Source organism: Streptomyces sp. NPDC053367 (assembly GCF_044545925.1).
Lineage (GTDB): Bacteria > Actinomycetota > Actinomycetes > Streptomycetales > Streptomycetaceae > Streptomyces.
Genome location: NZ_JBITYN010000004.1, coordinates 480,350 through 496,788, shown reverse-complemented (window position 1 = coordinate 496,788; position 16,439 = coordinate 480,350). Strand labels below are relative to the sequence as shown.

The 16,439-nt window shown below is 73.1% G+C and carries 12 protein-coding genes; 6 read left to right on the top strand and 6 right to left on the bottom strand.

All coding sequences use genetic code 11. From position 1 onward, the window contains the following. The first annotated feature begins 66 nt into the window (after positions 1-66). Positions 67-1,800, top strand: a complete 1,734-nt coding sequence (locus ACIGXJ_RS14945) for a sulfatase (protein WP_399644665.1) — start codon at positions 67-69, stop codon at positions 1,798-1,800. Here the strand turns inward: ACIGXJ_RS14945 and ACIGXJ_RS14940 are convergent. Further along, positions 1,760-2,650 carry an alpha/beta fold hydrolase gene (locus ACIGXJ_RS14940; RefSeq protein WP_399644663.1) on the bottom strand — a complete coding sequence of 297 codons (891 nt, stop codon included), beginning with the start codon at positions 2,648-2,650 and terminating at the stop codon, positions 1,760-1,762. The two genes, ACIGXJ_RS14945 and ACIGXJ_RS14940, sit on opposite strands and share 41 nt — an antisense overlap. Before the next feature lie 180 nt (positions 2,651-2,830). Between ACIGXJ_RS14940 and paaK the strand changes: the two genes are divergently transcribed. Continuing rightward, positions 2,831-4,126, top strand: coding sequence for a phenylacetate--CoA ligase PaaK (gene paaK, locus ACIGXJ_RS14935; RefSeq protein ID WP_399644661.1), 1,296 nt, complete (start codon positions 2,831-2,833; stop codon positions 4,124-4,126). Positions 4,127-4,143: 17 nt separating this feature from the next. On the opposite strand, the gene ACIGXJ_RS14930 is transcribed toward paaK, so the two are convergent. After that, the gene (locus tag ACIGXJ_RS14930; protein ID WP_399644659.1) at positions 4,144-5,061 is read right to left on the bottom strand and encodes a hypothetical protein; all 918 of its coding nucleotides are present in this window, start codon (positions 5,059-5,061) and stop codon (positions 4,144-4,146) included. 144 nt (positions 5,062-5,205) lie between these two features. Continuing rightward, positions 5,206-6,732: an acyl-CoA synthetase gene (locus ACIGXJ_RS14925; protein WP_399644657.1), complete on the bottom strand. Its 1,527-nt coding sequence runs from the start codon at positions 6,730-6,732 to the stop codon at positions 5,206-5,208. A 197-nt stretch (positions 6,733-6,929) separates the two neighbouring features. Between ACIGXJ_RS14925 and ACIGXJ_RS14920 the strand changes: the two genes are divergently transcribed. Continuing rightward, positions 6,930-8,684, top strand: a complete 1,755-nt coding sequence (locus ACIGXJ_RS14920; protein ID WP_399644655.1) for a serine hydrolase — start codon at positions 6,930-6,932, stop codon at positions 8,682-8,684. A gap of 72 nt (positions 8,685-8,756) precedes the next feature. Here ACIGXJ_RS14920 and ACIGXJ_RS14915 read toward each other — a convergent pair whose 3' ends face one another. Continuing rightward, positions 8,757-10,355, bottom strand: coding sequence for a phytoene desaturase family protein (locus tag ACIGXJ_RS14915; protein ID WP_399644653.1), 1,599 nt, complete (start codon positions 10,353-10,355; stop codon positions 8,757-8,759). 129 nt (positions 10,356-10,484) lie between these two features. Between ACIGXJ_RS14915 and ACIGXJ_RS14910 the strand changes: the two genes are divergently transcribed. Continuing rightward, positions 10,485-12,668, top strand: a complete 2,184-nt coding sequence (locus ACIGXJ_RS14910; RefSeq protein WP_399644650.1) for a SpoIIE family protein phosphatase — start codon at positions 10,485-10,487, stop codon at positions 12,666-12,668. Between the two features lie 37 nt (positions 12,669-12,705). On the opposite strand, the gene ACIGXJ_RS14905 is transcribed toward ACIGXJ_RS14910, so the two are convergent. After that, entirely contained in the window at positions 12,706-13,080 is a 375-nt protein-coding gene (locus tag ACIGXJ_RS14905; RefSeq protein ID WP_399644648.1) for a ferredoxin, read from the bottom strand. A 108-nt stretch (positions 13,081-13,188) separates the two neighbouring features. Here ACIGXJ_RS14905 and ACIGXJ_RS14900 point away from each other — a divergent pair, with 108 nt between their 5' ends. Continuing rightward, positions 13,189-13,554 (top strand): DUF6479 family protein, encoded by a 366-nt coding sequence (locus ACIGXJ_RS14900; protein WP_399644645.1) that lies wholly within the window; start codon positions 13,189-13,191, stop codon positions 13,552-13,554. Positions 13,555-13,569: 15 nt separating this feature from the next. Then, entirely contained in the window at positions 13,570-13,920 is a 351-nt protein-coding gene (locus tag ACIGXJ_RS14895; RefSeq protein WP_399644643.1) for a hypothetical protein, read from the top strand. Between the two features lie 117 nt (positions 13,921-14,037). Here ACIGXJ_RS14895 and ACIGXJ_RS14890 read toward each other — a convergent pair whose 3' ends face one another. Next, entirely contained in the window at positions 14,038-16,407 is a 2,370-nt protein-coding gene (locus ACIGXJ_RS14890; protein WP_399644640.1) for a glycoside hydrolase family 65 protein, read from the bottom strand. Positions 16,408-16,439 lie beyond the last annotated feature (32 nt).

The following is a 16,439-nucleotide window of genomic DNA, read 5'->3' as shown; positions in this document are numbered from 1 at the left end:
TGCGACCGTACTGGGAAGGGCAGACCCGGCCCCGCCCGCCGCACGGCCGCACGGAAGGACCCCCACGTGTCGCTCACCAGCTCCTCCACCCGGCCGCCCGAAGCCGACGAGGGGGAGCCGGAGCCGGCGGGGAGCGGCGGGGGCCTGTTCGGGTGGCGGCACCGCTTCCCGCGTGCGGCACGCGGGGTCACCGCCGGCACGAGTGCGGCGGCCGGGCTGCTGGTGCTGGGCGTGCTCCTGCTGCCGAACCGCGTGGAGCGGCTGTCGTTCGGCGCGTTCCTGCGGATCCCCGCCGAGGGTGTGCTGCTGGCGGGTCTGCTGCTCGTGCTGCCGCCGCGGCCGCGGCGGACCGCGGCGGCCGCCACGGGGGTGTTCCTGGGGCTGCTGACCGTCCTGAAGTGCCTGGACATGGGCTTCCACCAGGTGCTGGCCCGCCCCTTCGACCTGGTCCTGGACTGGATCCTGCTGGACGACGCCGTCGACTTCGTGGGCGAGTCCTTCGGGCGGACCGGGCAGGTGCTGGCCGTGGCGGGGGTGCTGGTGCTGGGCGTGGTCGTCCTGGTGCTGACGACGCTCTCCATGCTGCGGGTGACGCGGCTGATGGTCCTTCACCGCCCGGTGGCCGCCCGTACGACGCTGGTGCTGGGCACCGCGTGGATCGTGTGCGTCACCTTCGGGGTGCCGGGCATCGGCGCGCCGCTGGCCACGAAGGGCACCGCCGAGATGCTCGGCAACCGCGTGGCGATGGTGCGGGACGGGCTGAGGGACGCTCGCGTCTTCGAGAAGGAGGCGGCCGTCGACGCGTTCGCCGCGACCCCGCCCGACGAACTGCTCACCGGCCTGCGCGGCAAGGACGTGCTGCTCACCTTCGTCGAGAGCTACGGCCGTACGGCGATCGAGGACCCCGACATGGCGGCACAGGTCGGCGCGGTGCTGGCGCAGGGCACCCGTTCCCTGGGCGAGGCGGGGTTCCAGGCGCGCAGCGGCTGGCTGCGCTCCCCCGTGACGGGGGCGGGCAGCTGGCTGGCCCACTCGACCTTCCTGTCCGGGCTGTGGATCAAGAACCAGCAGCGCTACCGCAGCCTGACCACCAGCGACCGCATGACCCTGACCAACTACTTCCGCAAGTCCGGCGCCTGGCGCACGGTCGGCATCGTCCCGGGGGTGCGCCGGGCCTGGCCGGAGGGGGCGTTCTTCGGCCTCGACCACATCTACGACTCCGAGCATCTCGGCTATCACGGGCCGTACTTCAGCTGGACGCCGGTGCCGGACCAGTTCAGCCTGGAGGCCTTCGAGCGGCTGGAGCACGGCCGCGGGAAGCGCGAGCCGATCATGGCGGAGATCATCCTCGCGTCCAGCCACAACCCGTGGGCCCCGGTCGCCCACATGATCGACTGGGAGGACCTCGGCGACGGCTCGGTCTTCCACGGCATCGAGCAGCGGGGCAAGGACCCCGAGGAGGTCTGGAAGGACGCGGACAGCGTCCGCACCGAGTACCGGCACGCCATCGAGTACTCGCTGCGCAGCCTGACCGGTTGGCTGGAGCGCTACGGCGACGACGACACGGTCGTGGTCTTCCTCGGCGACCACCAGCCGGTGCCCACCGTCACCGCCGGCAGCACCAGCCGGGACGTGCCGGTCACGATCGTCGCCCGCGACCCGCGCGTGCTGGAACGGATCGCCGACTGGGGCTGGACGGAGGGCCTCAAGCCCGCCCCGACGGCCCCGGTGTGGGGCATGGACCGCTTCCGGGACCGCTTCATGACGGCGTACGGGCCCGGTCACCGGCCGGGCGGCTGAGGGACGGGGCGGGGGCCCTGCCGTCGAGGAACGCGGCGACGCGCGTGGCGAATCCGTCCGGGTCGTCCAGCCACGGGTAGTGCCCGGCGCCCGGCTGCACCACGAACTCGGCGTGCGGGAAGACGTCCGCGGCCCGGCGGGCCAGCTCCGGCCGGGGGCCGCCGTCGAGTTCACCCGCGTACACCAGCACCGGGGCGGGGAGCGTGGCGAGCGCGGCGCGGGTCGCGGGCGGGTCCCAGGCGCCCTCGGAGACGTAGATGCCGGCGGCCTCGTCGGTGTCGCCGTCGGCGGCGGCGGCGTGCGCGGCGGCGGCCTCGTCCCAGCGACCGTAGAAGAACGGCAGGACGGCGTCGTCGAACTCGCCGCCGTCGAGCCACCTCCGGAACGCCGGGAAAGCCTCGGCGAACCACGGCTCGCCCTCCCGCAGCCGGGCCGCCGCGAGCCGGTCCTCGGTCGTGGCGGCGAGTCCGAGCGCCCGGGGGATGGCGGTGATCAGCGCCAGCCGCCGCACCCTGGCCGGGTACCGGGCGGCGTAGAGCATGGCCAGACTCGCCCCCGCCGAATGCCCGAGCAGGTCGATCCGCTCCAGGCCGAGGTGGGCCCGCAGCGCCTCGACGTCGTCCACCTGCCGGTCGCAGCGGTAGGTCGCCGGATCGGCGGGCGCGGCGGAGTCACCGGTGCCGCGCAGGTCGAGCAGGATCAGCCGCCGGTGGCCGGCGAGCCCGCCGAGGTCGCCGAGGTAGGCGGAGGCCAGCATCGGGCCCCCTGGCAGGACGACCACGGGCTCGCCGCGCTCACCGAGCGCGTGACAGGCGAGTGCGGTCCCGTCGGGTGCGGTGAAGGTCGGCATGCGGTCGATCATGGAGGTACGGCGTCGGGGGGCGCAACGGAGATACCGCCGGGGACACGGCCGAGAAAGTCGGCGCCGACCCCTTGCCTCGCCCCCGGCGGCCTGGATTACTGATCTCCGGACACCTCGACCGAATGATCGGTCGCCCGGAATGCTGCGGTTGGTGAGGGAGACGTCCCCATGGCGGACACGACGGAGCTGCTGGACGCGGGCGAGCGCCTGGACACGGACGGGCTGCGGGCGCTGCAACTGGAGCGGCTGCGCGGCTCTCTGCGCCACGCGTACGCGCACGTGCCGTTCTACCGTGCGGCCTTCGACAAGGCGGGCGTCCACCCGGACGACTGCCGCTCGCCGGCGGACCTGGCGCGTTTCCCCTTCACCACCAAGGCGGACCTGCGCGAGAACTACCCGTACGGGATGTTCGCCGTGCCGCGTGAGCGCATCCGCCGCATCCACGCCTCCAGCGGGACGACGGGCCGTCCGACGGTGGTCGGCTACACGGACGACGACCTGTCCATGTGGTCGGACATGGTGGCCCGTTCGATCCGCGCGGCGGGCGGCCGGCCCGGCGACACCGTCCATGTCGCCTACGGCTACGGCCTGTTCACCGGCGGTCTGGGCGCGCACTACGGCGCCGAGCGGCTCGGCTGCACGGTAGTCCCGGCGTCCGGCGGCATGACGTCGCGTCAGGTCCAGCTGATCCAGGACCTGAGGCCGCGCATCATCATGGTGACGCCGTCCTACATGCTCACCCTGCTGGACGAGTTCGAACGTCAGGGCGTCGATCCGCGCTCCACCTCGCTGGAGGTCGGCGTGTTCGGCGCGGAGCCGTGGACGGAGGAGATGCGGCGGGAGATCGAGGAGCGGTTCGGGATCGACGCGGTCGACATCTACGGCCTGTCGGAGGTGATCGGCCCGGGAGTCGCGCAGGAGTGCGTCGAGACCAAGGACGGCCTGCACATCTGGGAGGACCACTTCTACCCCGAGGTCGTCGACCCGGTCACCGGGGAGGTGCTGCCGGAGGGCGAGGAGGGCGAACTGGTCTTCACCTCCCTCACCAAGCAGGCCATGCCGGTCGTGCGCTACCGCACCCGTGACCTGACCCGTCTCCTGCCGGGCACGGCACGGGTGTTCCGCCGTATGCGCAAGGTGACCGGCCGCAGCGACGACATGGTCATCCTGCGCGGGGTGAACCTCTTTCCCACGCAGGTCGAGGAGATCGTCCTGCGCACCCCGGGAATCGCCCCGCACTTCCAGCTCCGCCTCACCCGCGAGGGCCGGCTGGACGCCCTCACGATCCGGGCGGAGGCCCGCGCGGACGCACCCCCGCAGGCCAGGGAGGCGGCCGCCCGCTCCATCGCCGCCGCCGTCAAGGACGGCATCGGCGTCTCGGTCGGTGTCGAGATCGTCGACCCGGAGACGCTGGAGCGGTCGGTGGGCAAGATCCGCCGGATCGTGGACGAGCGGCCGCGCTGAGGCGCCCGGCCCGCCGGTCAGGAGTTGTCGCGGGCGGCGAGCCGGTCCGCCAGTTTCTCGGCGATGGCCCCGGCGAGTGCGGGGTGCGCGGCGAGCCGGTCGGCGATGGCCGACACCTGCGCGTCGGTCAGCGCCGCGGCCTCCAGGGCGGCGATCCGCTTCTCGGTGCGGCGGGCGATGATCTCCAGGTTGCGGACGACGGTCTCCAGCGCGACGTACGGGTTGGCGTCGGCGGTGGCCGGGTTGGGGTTGTCGATGATGTTGTCGGCGGTGAGGACCGCGACGGCGATGGCCCTCAGATCGGCCGGGGTGAGGTCCATGGTGTCTCCCTTGGCTGCGGCCAGGACGGCGTTCATCGGGAAGCTGCCGGGGTCGCCGTGGTCGTTCTCGGGTGCGTGCTGGTGGCCGCAGTGGCCGGTGAAGGCGTTCCACCGGGCGGCGGACATCCGGACGCCGTTGTCGCCGTAGGAGCTGGGGTACGGCTTGAAGGTGAGCCCCGAGGTCAGCGGCACACGGTGCTCGGTCCACGCCCAGCGGGCGAAGGCGCCCAGGTCGCGGATCACCCACTGCGGCAGCTGAGGCATGTACAGGTGCGGGGTGCTCCCCCAGCGCCGGTGGGTCGCGGGGTCGCAGGTGCCGACGATCTCCACCTGGCACACGTTCAGGGTGTTGGTCTCCACCCCTCCCGGCAGGTTGCGCAGGGCGCGGCTGGAGACGTCGAAGTCGAAGTGCTGATACCAGACGATCCGCTTCTTGGCGAAGTCGGGCCGTGCGGTGAGGTTCGGCGCGGACGCGCCGCCGCCGTAGGAGGGCAGCGAGGTGCCCTCGGTCGAGTGCCACAGGACGACGTTGGTCTCCATCGGGGAGCCCGGATAGTTGTCCTGGTACCAGTAGGTGGTCGAGGCGCCGGGATAGCGCTGGGGTCCCGCCCTCACGACGGGCTCTCGGGGCACGGGTCATGGCGCATGGTCAGCCTCCGATCAGATGCCGGCCGTCCGGTGCGGTGGTCCACTGGCGGTATCCCCGCTGCGCCGCTTCTCAAAGCGGGCTGAGCGCGGACGGCAGACGATCGTCCGGATTCAGCCAGCACCCAGCCGGTCCCGGAGTTCCCGCTTGAGGATCTTGCCGCTGGCGTTGCGGGGCAGGGAGTCGGTGAAGACGATCCGCTTGGGTGCCTTGAATGCGGTGAGGTGTTCGCGGGCGTGGGCGATGAGTTCGGCCTCGCCGACCTCGCCGCGGGGGACGACGACCGCGGTGACCGCCTCGATCCACTTCTCGTCGGGCAGCCCGATCACCGCGACCTCGGCCACGGCCTCATGGGTGTACAGCACGTCCTCCACCTGGCGGGAGGCGACCAGGACACCCCCGGAGTTGATGACGTCCTTCACCCGGTCGACGATCGTGAGGTAGCCGTCGGCGTCGCGGACGGCGAGGTCGCCGGAGTGGAACCAGCCGTCGCGGAAGGCCTGTTCCGTCTCCTCGGGCTTGTCCCAGTAGCCCTCGCACAGCTGCGGTGAGCGGTAGACGATCTCGCCCGGCGTGCCGTCGGGGACGTCGTCGCCCTTCTCGTCCACGACCCGTGCGTCGACGAACAGCACGGGCCGGCCGCAGGAGGCGGGCCGGTCCCGGTGCTCGTCGGGGCCGAGGACCGTGGCCAGCGGGCCGATCTCGCTCTGCCCGAAGCAGTTGTAGAAGGCCAGCTCGGGCAGCCGTTCGCGCAGCCGCTCCAGCACGGGCACCGGCATGATCGAGGCGCCGTAGTACGCCTTGCGCAGCCCGCCGAGGTCGCGGGTGGCGAAGTCGGGGCGGTGGGACAGGCCGATCCACACGGTCGGCGGGGCGAACAGGCTGTCCACCCGGCCCTGTTCGATGAGGTCGAGGAGGGTGTCGCCGTCGGGGGCGTCGAGGACGATGTTCGTCGCGCCGACCGCGAGGTAGGGCAGCAGGAAGACGTGCATCTGCGCCGAGTGGTACAGCGGCAGCGCGTGCACGGGCCGGTCGCCCGCGCTCAGATCGAGGGCGGTGATCGCGCTGAGGTACTCGTGCACCAGCGCCCGGTGCGTCATCATCGCGCCCTTGGGCAGCGCCGTGGTCCCCGAGGTGTACAGCAGCTGCACCAGTTCCTCGCCCCGCGCCTCCGGCCCGTCGTACGGCGCCGTCCCGGCCAGCCGGGCGAGCAGCGAGTCCTCGGCGTCCCGCAGGGGCAGCACGCGCGCTCCGGACGGGAGCCGGTGGGCCAGGTCCGGGTCGGCGAGCACCACGGCGCTGCCGGACTGGCCGATCGGATACGCCAGGTCGTCCCCGGTGAGGTTCTGGTTGACCGGCACGTGGACCAGGCCCGCGCGGGCGCACGCCAGGAACGCGATGAGGTAGGCGTCGGAGTTGTGGCCGTAGGCGGCGACCCGGTCGCCGGGGGTGAGCCCTTCGGCGAGCAGGACGGCCGCCGCGCGTGAGACGGCGTCGTCGAGCGCCTCGTACGTCCAGGTGCGGTCGCGGTGTTCGACCGCGACGCGCGCCGGGGTGCGGCGGGCGCTGCGGCGCAGCACCCCGTCGACCGTGCTGCCGTGTCCGGGCGTCGCCGTGCTGCTGCCGTGTCCGGGCGTCATGGCACAGGATCCTCGGCCCGCCGCCGATCGAGGTCAAGCATCCCGGGGTCGGTCGCGTACCTACGGGCAGGTCTCCCCCAGGAGGAACACCGACTGACGGACCGTCAGATTTACGGTACGGCACGGACAGACACCGATGTCCGTTCGGTGGACATACTGGCGAGGACGTCCGGGCGGATCGACGGGAGGGGCTCGTGATGAGGTACGGCATGACGAGACGTCAGTTCGGCAGGGGCGCACTGGTCCTCGGCGGCGCCCTGACGTTGGCACCTCTCCCCGCGGGCCCGGCGGCGGCCGCCCCCGGGCGCACGACACTGCGGCACGGCTCACCCGAGCGGGCCGGGCTGCTGCCCGCGCATCTGCGGCGACTCGTCACCGACGCCGAGGCGTTCCTCGGGCCCTCGCCCCGGCGGCCCTGGTACGCGGGCGCGGTCCTGCTCGCCGGCCGGGGCGGGACCGTGGCGCTGCACCAGCCGATCGGGAAAGCGGTGCGGTACGCGGACTACGACGCCACGACCGACACCGGCGTGGAGTTCCCGCCCGAACGGCAGATCGACATGGCCGAGGACACCGTCTTCGACCTCGCTTCCGTGTCCAAGCTGTTCACCTCGATCCTGGCCGTGCAGCAGATCGAGCGGGGCACGCTGGAGCTGGAGGCGAAGGTCGCCTCGTATCTGCCGGAGTTCGGGGCGGCGGGCAAGCAGGACGTCACCGTTCGCCAACTCCTCACCCACACCTCGGGTTTCCGGGCCTGGATCCCGCTGTACAACGCACCGACGTACGAGGAGAAGCTGCGGCTCGTCTGGAACGAGGCGCCGCTCAACCCGCCGGGCACCCGGTATCTGTACTCGGACCTCAACCTGATCTCCCTCCAGCTGGTCCTGGAGCGGATCACCGGCCGCCCGCTGGACGCGCTGCTCCACGACGAGATCACCGCGCCGCTCGGCATGCACCGCACCCGCTACAACCCGCCCGCCTCCTGGCGGCCCCGGATCGCGGCCACCGAGGTCGCCCGCAGGCCCTGGTCGGGGCTGGACCGGGGGCTGGTGTGGGGCGAGGTGCACGACGAGAACGCGTTCGCCCTGGGCGGGGTGGCCGGACACGCCGGGGTGTTCTCCTGCGCGTGGGACCTGGCCGTCCTCGGGCGCACCCTGCTCGACGGCGGCTCCTACGGCAAGGCGCGCATCCTGCGGCCGGAGTCGGTGGAGCTGATGTTCACCGACTTCAACACGGCCTTCCCCGGCGACGAGCACGGCCTCGGCTTCGAGCTGTACCAGCACTGGTACATGGGCGCGATGGCCACGCCCCGCACCGCGGGCCACACCGGATTCACCGGCACCTCGCTGGTCCTGGACCCGACGACCGACTCCTTCCTGATCGTGCTCGGCAACTCCGTGCACCCGGTGCGCGGTTGGCGGTCCGGCTCGGCGCCCCGGGTGGCGGCCGCGAACAACCTCGCCCGAGCTGTCGCGGTACACCCGCGGCACGGTCGTACGGCCTGGTTCTCGGGAATGGCGAACGCGACGACGGCCACACTCGCCCTGCCCGCCCTGGACACCTCCGGCGGCGGAGCGGTCCTGCGCTGCGCGCTGTGGTGGGACACCGAGCCGCAGGCGGACCCGCTGGTGCTGGAGGCGTCCGCGGACGGGGGCACGACCTGGCGACGGGTGCCGTTCGGCACGGCGCGCCCCGGCGAGGAGACGGTGGAGCACCCCGCAGGTTCGGTCTCCGGCTGGTCGGGCCGCGTCTGGCACCGGCTGACGGCCGCGCTGCCCGCCGAGCGGGCCCTGATCGTGCGCTGGCGGTACACGACGGACCGGCTGTACGTCGGCCGCGGGGTCTACGTCGACGGGCTGCGGGTCGAGACCGGGGACGAGGTCCTGTTCTCCGAGACCCGCCCGGCGGACCGGGCGCGTCTGGCAGCCTCGGGCTGGACGGCGTCGGCCGACTAGCCGGGCTCGGGAGGGGCGCCAAAGGGCCACGTGGCAGGGGCGACAAAGGGCCAACCAGCACCCTGGAGGGCGCTAAAGGGGCTGTGACTGCAGCTGTGCCTCCAGCACCGCCATCGCCGCGTTGTGCCCCGGCACCCCGCTCACCCCTCCCCCGCGCACCGCGCCCGCCCCGCACAGTAGGACGTTGGCGTGCCGGGTCTCCACGCCCCAGCGTCCCGTACCGTCCTGGGCGTACGGCCAGGTCAGCGCCCGGTGGAAGATGTTGCCGCCGGGCAGCCGCAGGTCGCGCTCCAGGTCCAGCGGGGTCCTCGCCTCGATGCAGGGGCGGCCCTCGGCGTCGGTTGCCAGGCAGTCGGCGAGCGGTTCGGCGAGGTGGGCGTCGAGCTGGGCGAGGGTGAGCTTCAGCAGTTCCTCGCGCACCCGGTCGTTGTCCCGCTCGAACAGCCGAGCGGGGGTGTGCAGGCCGAACAGGGTGAGCGTCTGACAGCCCTGCGCGGCGAGCTCGGGGCCCAGGATCGTCGGGTCGGTCAGCGAGTGGCAGTAGATCTCCGAGGGCGGCGCGGCGGGCAGCTCGCCTGCCGAGGCCTGCCGGTGGGCGGCGGCCAGCTGGTCGTAGCCCTCGGCGATGTGGAAGGTGCCGGAGAACGCCTCGCGCGGGTCGACGCCGCCGTCGCGCAGCCGGGGCAGCCGCTTGAGCAGCATGTTCACCTTCAGCTGGGCGCCCTCGGCGGGGGCGGGCGGCTCATCGCCGGTCAGGGCCGCCAGCGCCTGCGGGGAGGCGCCCACGAGGACGTGCCGGGCGGCGGCGACGCCCTCGCCGTCGGCGGTGCGGTAGGTGACCTCCGCGGTCCGGCCGTCGGTATCGATCCGTACCGCCTCATGGCCGGTGGCGAGGACCGCCCCGGCCTCCCGGGCGGCGGCCGCGAGCGCGTCGGTCAGCGCGCCCATGCCGCCGACGGGCACGTCCCAGGCGCCGGTGCCGCCGCCGATCACGTGGTACAGGAAGCACCGGTTCTGGGCCAGGTCCGGGTCGTGGGCGTCCGCGAAGGTGCCGATGAGCGCGTCGGTGAGGACCACCCCCCGGACCAGGTCGTCGCTGAAGCGGTCCTCGATCGCGACGCCGATCGGCTCCTCGAACAGCGCCCGCCAGGCCTCCTCGTCGCCGACCCTGCGGCGCAGCTCCCCGCGGCTGGGCAGCGGCTCGGTGAGCGTGGGGAACACCGCCCGGGCGACCCGGCCCGTCAGGTCGTAGAACCGCCGCCAGGCCTCGTACTCGCGCTCGCCGCCGGTGAGCCGCGCGAAGGCCTCCCGGGTGCGCTGCTCGCCGCCGCCGACGAGCAGTCCCGTGGGCCGTCCGGCACGCTCGACGGGGGTGTACGAGGAGATGGCGCGGGTCCGCAGCGCAAAGCGCAGTCCCAGGTCCCGGAGGATCTTCTCCGGCAGCAGGCTGACCAGGTACGAGTAGCGCGACAGCCGCGCGTCGACGCCCGCGAACGGACGGGTTGACACGGCCGCCCCGCCGGTGTGGCCGAGCCGCTCCAGCACCAGCACGGACCGGCCGGCGCGGGCCAGGTAGGCGGCGGCGACCAGGCCGTTGTGACCGCCACCGACGATCACGGCGTCGTAGGAGCGGGCTGTGGGGGCCTCGGGGGCTTCCTCGTGTGCGGACATGGTTCTTGGTAGCACGAGGTGATCACGGTCGGCCAGGGTCCGGCCACCGGCTCCCGACCGCACGGCCGTGACACCGGTACGGCCCCGTCCTGACGGGCGGCCCAGCGGGGCCTTCGGTACGTTTCGGATATGGCGACCGATGTCGACGCCTTCCTCCGGCACCTGGCCAGAGCACTGAGGCCACGGGCGCCCCAGGCGGCCGAGGTGCTGATGGAGCGCCTGCGCGACGAGATGCCCGAGCTGTGGAGGGAGGAGGACCTTTCCCCGCTGGCGCTGGCCGAGACGACCGCGCACGTCACCGCCTTTCTCGACGTGGTGGAGCACGGCCTCGACCCGTCCCGGATCGGGACGCTTCCCGTCGCCGTGGACGTGGCCCGGCGCTACGCCCGCCGGGGCGTACCGGTGAGCAAGCTGCTGCGGGCCTACCGCCTGGGCCACGTCAACCTGCTCCAGCTGCTCCAGGCCGAGGCCGCGCGGCTCACGGACGACTGGGAGCTGATCAACGCCGCGGGCGACCGGCTGATCTCCCGGGGGTTCGAGTACGTCGACCGCGGCTCGGAAGTGGTCGTCGCCGCCTACCAGGAGGAGCGCGACCGGCGGCTGCAGCGGCGGCTCCTGCTCACGCACGAGGCGGACCGGCGGATCGGCACGACCCTGGACACCGTCCGCACCGCCCAGGAGCTGGCGGAGGTCTGCACCGACGGTTTCGCGGACCTGGTCACCGTCGACCTGTTCGAGTACGTCCTGCGGGAGGACGGCCCGCCGCCGCCGACGCTGCGCCGCGTGGCCCAGCGGTCCGTCCTGGACGGCGGCGCGGACCACATGGTCGCCACGGGCCGGATACACACCTACCCGCTGAGGTCCGAACCGGCCCAGGCGCTGGCCACCGGGCAGCCGGTGCTGCGCAGGACGTCGTCCGGCGACGGCCTGGACGCCCTGGGCGTGCACTCGGCGATGCTGCTGCCGCTCCAGGCCCGCGGCACCACGCTGGGCCTCGCACAGTTCTTCCGGCACCGCACCGCCGTGCCCTTCGACGAGGACGACCTGCTGCTGGCCCGGGAGATAGCGGCCAGAGCGGCGCTGTCCATCGACAACGCCCGCCGCTACACCCAGGAGCGTTCCATCGCGCTGGCCCTCCAGCGCAGTCTGCTGCCGCGGCGGCCGGCCGAGCAGTCGGCGGTGGAGACGGCGTCCCGCTATCTGCCGAGCGGCTCGCGCACGGGTGTGGGCGGCGACTGGTACGACGTGATCCCGCTGTCGGGGGCACGGGTGGCGCTGGTGGTCGGCGACGTCGTGGGCCGGGGGCTGCACGCGGCCGCCACCATGGGCCGGCTGCGCACGGCCGTGCGGGCCTTCGCGGACATCGACCTGATGCCCGACGAGCTGCTGACGCACCTGGACGACGTGGTCATCCGGCTCCAGCGCGAGGAGATCGGGGACGACGGCGAGACCGGCGCCACCTGTCTGTACGCGGTCTACGATCCGGTGTCCCGGGTGTGCTCGCTGGCCAGTGCCGGACATGTGCTCCCGGCGGTGGCGACCCCGCTGACCGGTGCCGACGCCGGCCCCGCGGTCAGGGCGGTCGACTTCCCGGAGGCGCCGATCGGGCCGCCCCTGGGGCTGGGCGGGCTCCCGTTCGAGACGGCCCAGTTCGCCCTGCCGGAGGGCAGTGTGCTGGCCCTGTTCACCGACGGGCTCATCCGCAGCCGTACGCGGGACGTGGACAGCGCGCGCACCCTGCTGGGCGAGGTCCTCGCCCGGGCACCGGGGTCGCCGGACGAGATCTGCGACCGGCTCCTGAAGGCGCTGCTGCCCAGCCCCGCCGACGACGTCGCGCTGCTGGTGGCCAGGACCCGGGCGCTCGACCCCGGCCATGTGGCCACCCTGGAGCTGCCGTCGGACCCGGCTGCCGTGTCGGGGGCCCGCCGCTTCACCGACGACCGGCTCGCCGACTGGGGGCTTCAGGAGCTGGCCTTCACCACCGAGCTCATGGTCAGCGAGCTGGTGACCAACGCGATCCGCTACGGCAAGAGCCCCGTCCAGCTGCGGCTGATCCTGGAGTCCACGCTGACCTGCGAGGTCTTCGACGCCAGCAGCACCGCCCCCCATCTGCGCCGCGCCCGCACCTTCGACGAGGGCGGCCGCGGGCTGCTCCTGGTCGCCCAGCTCGCCGAACGCTGGGGCACCCGGCACGGCCGCGAGGGCAAGGTCATCTGGGCCGAACAGGGCCTGCCGGCTGAGCGCTCCCGGGCGCACGGCGAAGGCTCCGTCGCCGCCGCACCCGGGGCGTCCCCGGACCGGTCCGGGAGATGATCCGGCGCCGGCTCCGGTCGGCCGGCTCCGGTCGAGGTCAGCGCAGGCTCGCCATGAAGTCCGAGCACGCCCGGGCGCAGGCGCGGCACGCGGCCACGCTCTCCTCGGAACCGCCGCACGCCTCGAAGGCGTGGGCGCACTCCAGGCAGATGGAGCGGCACCACTCCAGCTGGACCAGGATGCTCTCCTCGTCCACCCGGTTCTCCTCGGACAGCAGGCGGCAGGTGGCGTCGCACACCTCCGCGCACATGATGCCTTTACGGCGCAGTCGTTCCTGCTCCGCGGTTCCGTCGGGGGTCACCAGGCTCGCGCGCAGCGCGCACACCCTCGCACACTCCGTGCACGCCTGGGCGCATGCGAACCGGTCCTCCAGGAACCGGATGAGCTCCTGCTGGGTTGGCGTCGAAGTCACACCGGGCGGGTAGCCGGGGCCGGGCGCGCCAAACCCTCGCCCGGACGGGTTCCGCGGGCAGGTTCCGCCGAACAGGTTCGACGTCCGATTCGCGGGTATTCGCCAGGTATGAGTACCGCATCCATGCAGCTTGCCGAGCAGAGCGGTCTCCTCAGTCTGGGACTGTTCGCGGCCGCAGCAGGTGTGTTCGTCCTGCTGGCCGGCAGTTTCTGGCTCGGCGCCCGCATCCGGAACCGAGAACTGCCCCGGCCCACGCCGGAGGAGCAGCCCAAGATGCCGCCGGGCGGCCCCGTCCGCGAGGTCCGCGAGAACCGCGAACCCGACGAGGTGCCGCTGATCCCCAAGGACGGCCGCCCGCTCACCCCCTACGAGCTGAGCAATCTGCAGACCCGGACCAGCGACAAGAAGGAACGCCCGCGATGGAGCCGGGGCAGCAGCGGCTCCTTCGGCGGGGGTGGCCTGGGCGCCCACTGAGAGGATGTGAGATCCATGGCCGAGTCCGGCCGCAGCACGCTGCCGCTGCCCGACTACGACCATCTGCCGATCGGCGGCCTGGAGAGCCGGGTACGGTCACTGAACGCCGAGGAGGTGGAGGTGCTCCTCACCTACGAGCACGAGCACGCCGACCGCCTCGCCGTGAACGAACTGCTCTCCCACCGGCTGGACCAGCTGCGCTCCGGCGCACGGCCGACCTCCGGCGACCCGTCCGCGCTGCGCCCCGAGCAGGGCGGGCACCGGGCCGGCTCGCCGGTGACGCCCGCGACGTCGCCGCAGCCCTTCGGTCCACCGCCGCACGGCACACCCGACCAGCGCGGGAAGCCGAAGGGAGACCGCACCTGAGACCGGCCAGGACCGATCCGAGGACTGATCCGAGGACCGAACGTCCGAGGGGCCCGGCGACTTCGCTCGCCGGGCCCCTCTTGCCCCTCTCTGCGTCTGCTTTCCGCTCATGGGGGCTCAGTCCGGCAGCGCCAGCTGCACCGTCTCCCCCGGCTGGACCCGGACCTCGCGGCCGGGCAGTCGTACGTCGATGGGGTCGGCGTCGGAGGGCGGGACGGTGATCTCCAGGCGGCCGTGCCGCAGCCGCAGCCGGACGCCCCACAGGCCGTCGATGCGCAGGGAGAAGCCGTAGGAGGACAGCTCGGGCAGCGGGACGGGGTCCAGGCACAGGGCGCCGTCGCGGATCTCCAGGCCGGTCAGGCCGCGCTGCACCAGGTCGAGGGTGCCGGCCATGGCGCCCAGGTGGATGCCCTCGCCGGTGGTACCGCCCTGGACGTCGGCGATGTCGCCGCGCAGGGCCTCCTGGACGAATTCCCAGGCCTCGGCGCGCCGGTCGCGCGCCAGCACCCAGCCGTGGACCAGGCCGCTGAGCGTGGAGCCGTGGCTGGTGCGGTGCAGATAGTGGTCGACCGTACGCCGCCAGAGGTCGTCGTTCAGCTGCACGCCGAGCCGGGCGAACAGGTTCTTCAGCGCGGGCGGCGAGAAGAGGTAGCCGAGCATCAGCACGTCGGCCTGTTTCGACGCCCGGTAGCGGTTCACCGTGTCGCCCTCGGCCTCCAGGATGCGGTCGAGGCGCCGGATGTCGCCGTAGCGGGCGCGGTAGCCGCTCCAGTCGAGCTCGGCGAGGTCGCCGTAGCCGTGGAACTGGCTGATGACGCCCTCGTGGAACGGCACGTACAGGGTGCGCGAGACCTCCTCCCAGCGGTCGAGCTCGCCTTCGTCGAGTCCGGTGCGCTCACCCAGCTCGCGGCGGCGCGGCTCGGGCAGGGTGCGCAGCACCTCCAGGGTGCGGGCGAGCACCCAGGCGGCGGTGACGTTGGTGTACGCGTTGTCGTCCAGGCCCGCCTCGGTGGCGTCCGGGTAGGCGTCGTGGTACTCGTCGGGGCCCATGACGCCCTTGATGCGGTGCCGGGCGAGACCGGCGTCCCAGGTGGCGGCGTCCGCCCAGAAGCGGGCGATCTGCAGCAGCATCTCGGCGCCCTTGGTGTGCAGGAACTCCGCGTCGTCGCTGGCCTCGCAGTAGCGGAGCACGTTGTAGGCGATGGCCGAGCCCACGTGGTACTGCCGGTGCGAGCGGTCGGGCAGCCAGCGGCCCGAGCGGGGGTTGAGATGCAGCTGCTGGGTCTCCTCGCGGCCGTCGCTGCCGCTCTGCCACGGATACATCGCGCCCCGCCGGCTGGCGGCCCGGGCCGCGGTGCAGGCCTGCTCCAGCCGGCGGTGCCGGTAGCGCAGCAGGGCCCGGGCCGTCTCGGGGAAGTGCAGGTCCAGGTAGGGCAGCACGAACAGCTCGTCCCAGAAGACGTGCCCGCGGTACGCCTCCCCGTGCAGGCCCCTGGCGGGGACGCCGACGTCCAGGTCGGCGGTGTGCGGGGACAGTGTCTGCAGGACGTGGAACATGTGCAGGCGCAGGATGCGGCCGGCCTCGCCGGGAACCTCCAGGTCGGCGCGCCGCCACAGCTGGGCCCAGGCGGTGCGGTGCGAGGCGAGCAGCGCGTCGAAGCCGGGGGCGCGCTCCACGCGGGCGACCGCCGCGAACAGCGGGTCGCTGATGGCCTGGTCGCGGGAGGTGTGCAGTGCGACGATCTTGTCGATCGTGACAGGTTCGCCCGGTGTCAGCGCCAGGCGGACGCACTGGACGGTGCGCGGCCGGGTGTGCCGCACGGCCACGGGTGCCTCGCAGTCGAGGCGGCAGGCCATGCCGACGCGGATGTCCGAGGTGCGGGTGCGGCAGCGCAGCCAGACCGTGTCGGTGTCGAAGGTGCCGGTGTGCACATGGGTGAGGTGGTGGCCGTCCAGGTCCCGGTAGCGGGCCACTCCGGCGTTGCTCACCCCGCCGTCCAGGGCCGCCTCGACCTCCAGTTCCCCGGTGTGGCCCTCGGCGGTGAACTCGGTGCGCAGGGCGGCCAGATGCGGATCGGCCATGTGCACCAGGCGCAGCTGCCGCACGGCGAGGGTGCCCCCGCCGGGCAGCACGTAGCGGGTGTGGCGTTCCAGCACGCCGCAGGACGGGTGGAGCACCAGGGCGTGTTCCAGCACCTCGGCGGTGTCCGGGGTCAGCCAGGCGCCGCCGTGCGGGCGGAAGCGCAGCGGCAGCCAGTTGGGGACGTTGACCATGTCCTCGTTCTCGACCGAGCGGCCCGCCACCCGTGAGGTCAGCCGGTTGTAGCAGCCGGCCACATAGGTGCCGGGGTAGTGCACATCGTCGGCGACGCACTCGGGCAGCGCGCCCCGGGTGGCGAAGTAGCCGTTGCCGAGCGTGCACAGCGACTCGCGCAGCCGCTCCTCCGTGGGCTCGTAGCCCTTGTACTCCCAGGTCCAGTCCGTCACCGCGCCTCCTTGCCGGTGGCTTGCGTACGGTC

What these genes read in the sequence shown, in the direction of transcription:
- ACIGXJ_RS14940 (WP_399644663.1), bottom strand. Translation starts at nt 2,650, where the DNA reads ATGCCGACCTTCACCGCACCCGACGGGACCGCACTCGCCTGTCACGCG.
- ACIGXJ_RS14925 (WP_399644657.1), bottom strand. Translation starts at nt 6,732, where the DNA reads ATGACGCCCGGACACGGCAGCAGCACGGCGACGCCCGGACACGGCAGC.
- ACIGXJ_RS14915 (WP_399644653.1), bottom strand. Translation starts at nt 10,355, where the DNA reads ATGTCCGCACACGAGGAAGCCCCCGAGGCCCCCACAGCCCGCTCCTAC.
- ACIGXJ_RS14895 (WP_399644643.1), top strand. Translation starts at nt 13,570, where the DNA reads ATGGCCGAGTCCGGCCGCAGCACGCTGCCGCTGCCCGACTACGACCAT.
- ACIGXJ_RS14910 (WP_399644650.1), top strand. Translation starts at nt 10,485, where the DNA reads ATGGCGACCGATGTCGACGCCTTCCTCCGGCACCTGGCCAGAGCACTG.
- ACIGXJ_RS14920 (WP_399644655.1), top strand. Translation starts at nt 6,930, where the DNA reads ATGAGGTACGGCATGACGAGACGTCAGTTCGGCAGGGGCGCACTGGTC.
- paaK (WP_399644661.1), top strand. Translation starts at nt 2,831, where the DNA reads ATGGCGGACACGACGGAGCTGCTGGACGCGGGCGAGCGCCTGGACACG.
- ACIGXJ_RS14900 (WP_399644645.1), top strand. Translation starts at nt 13,189, where the DNA reads ATGAGTACCGCATCCATGCAGCTTGCCGAGCAGAGCGGTCTCCTCAGT.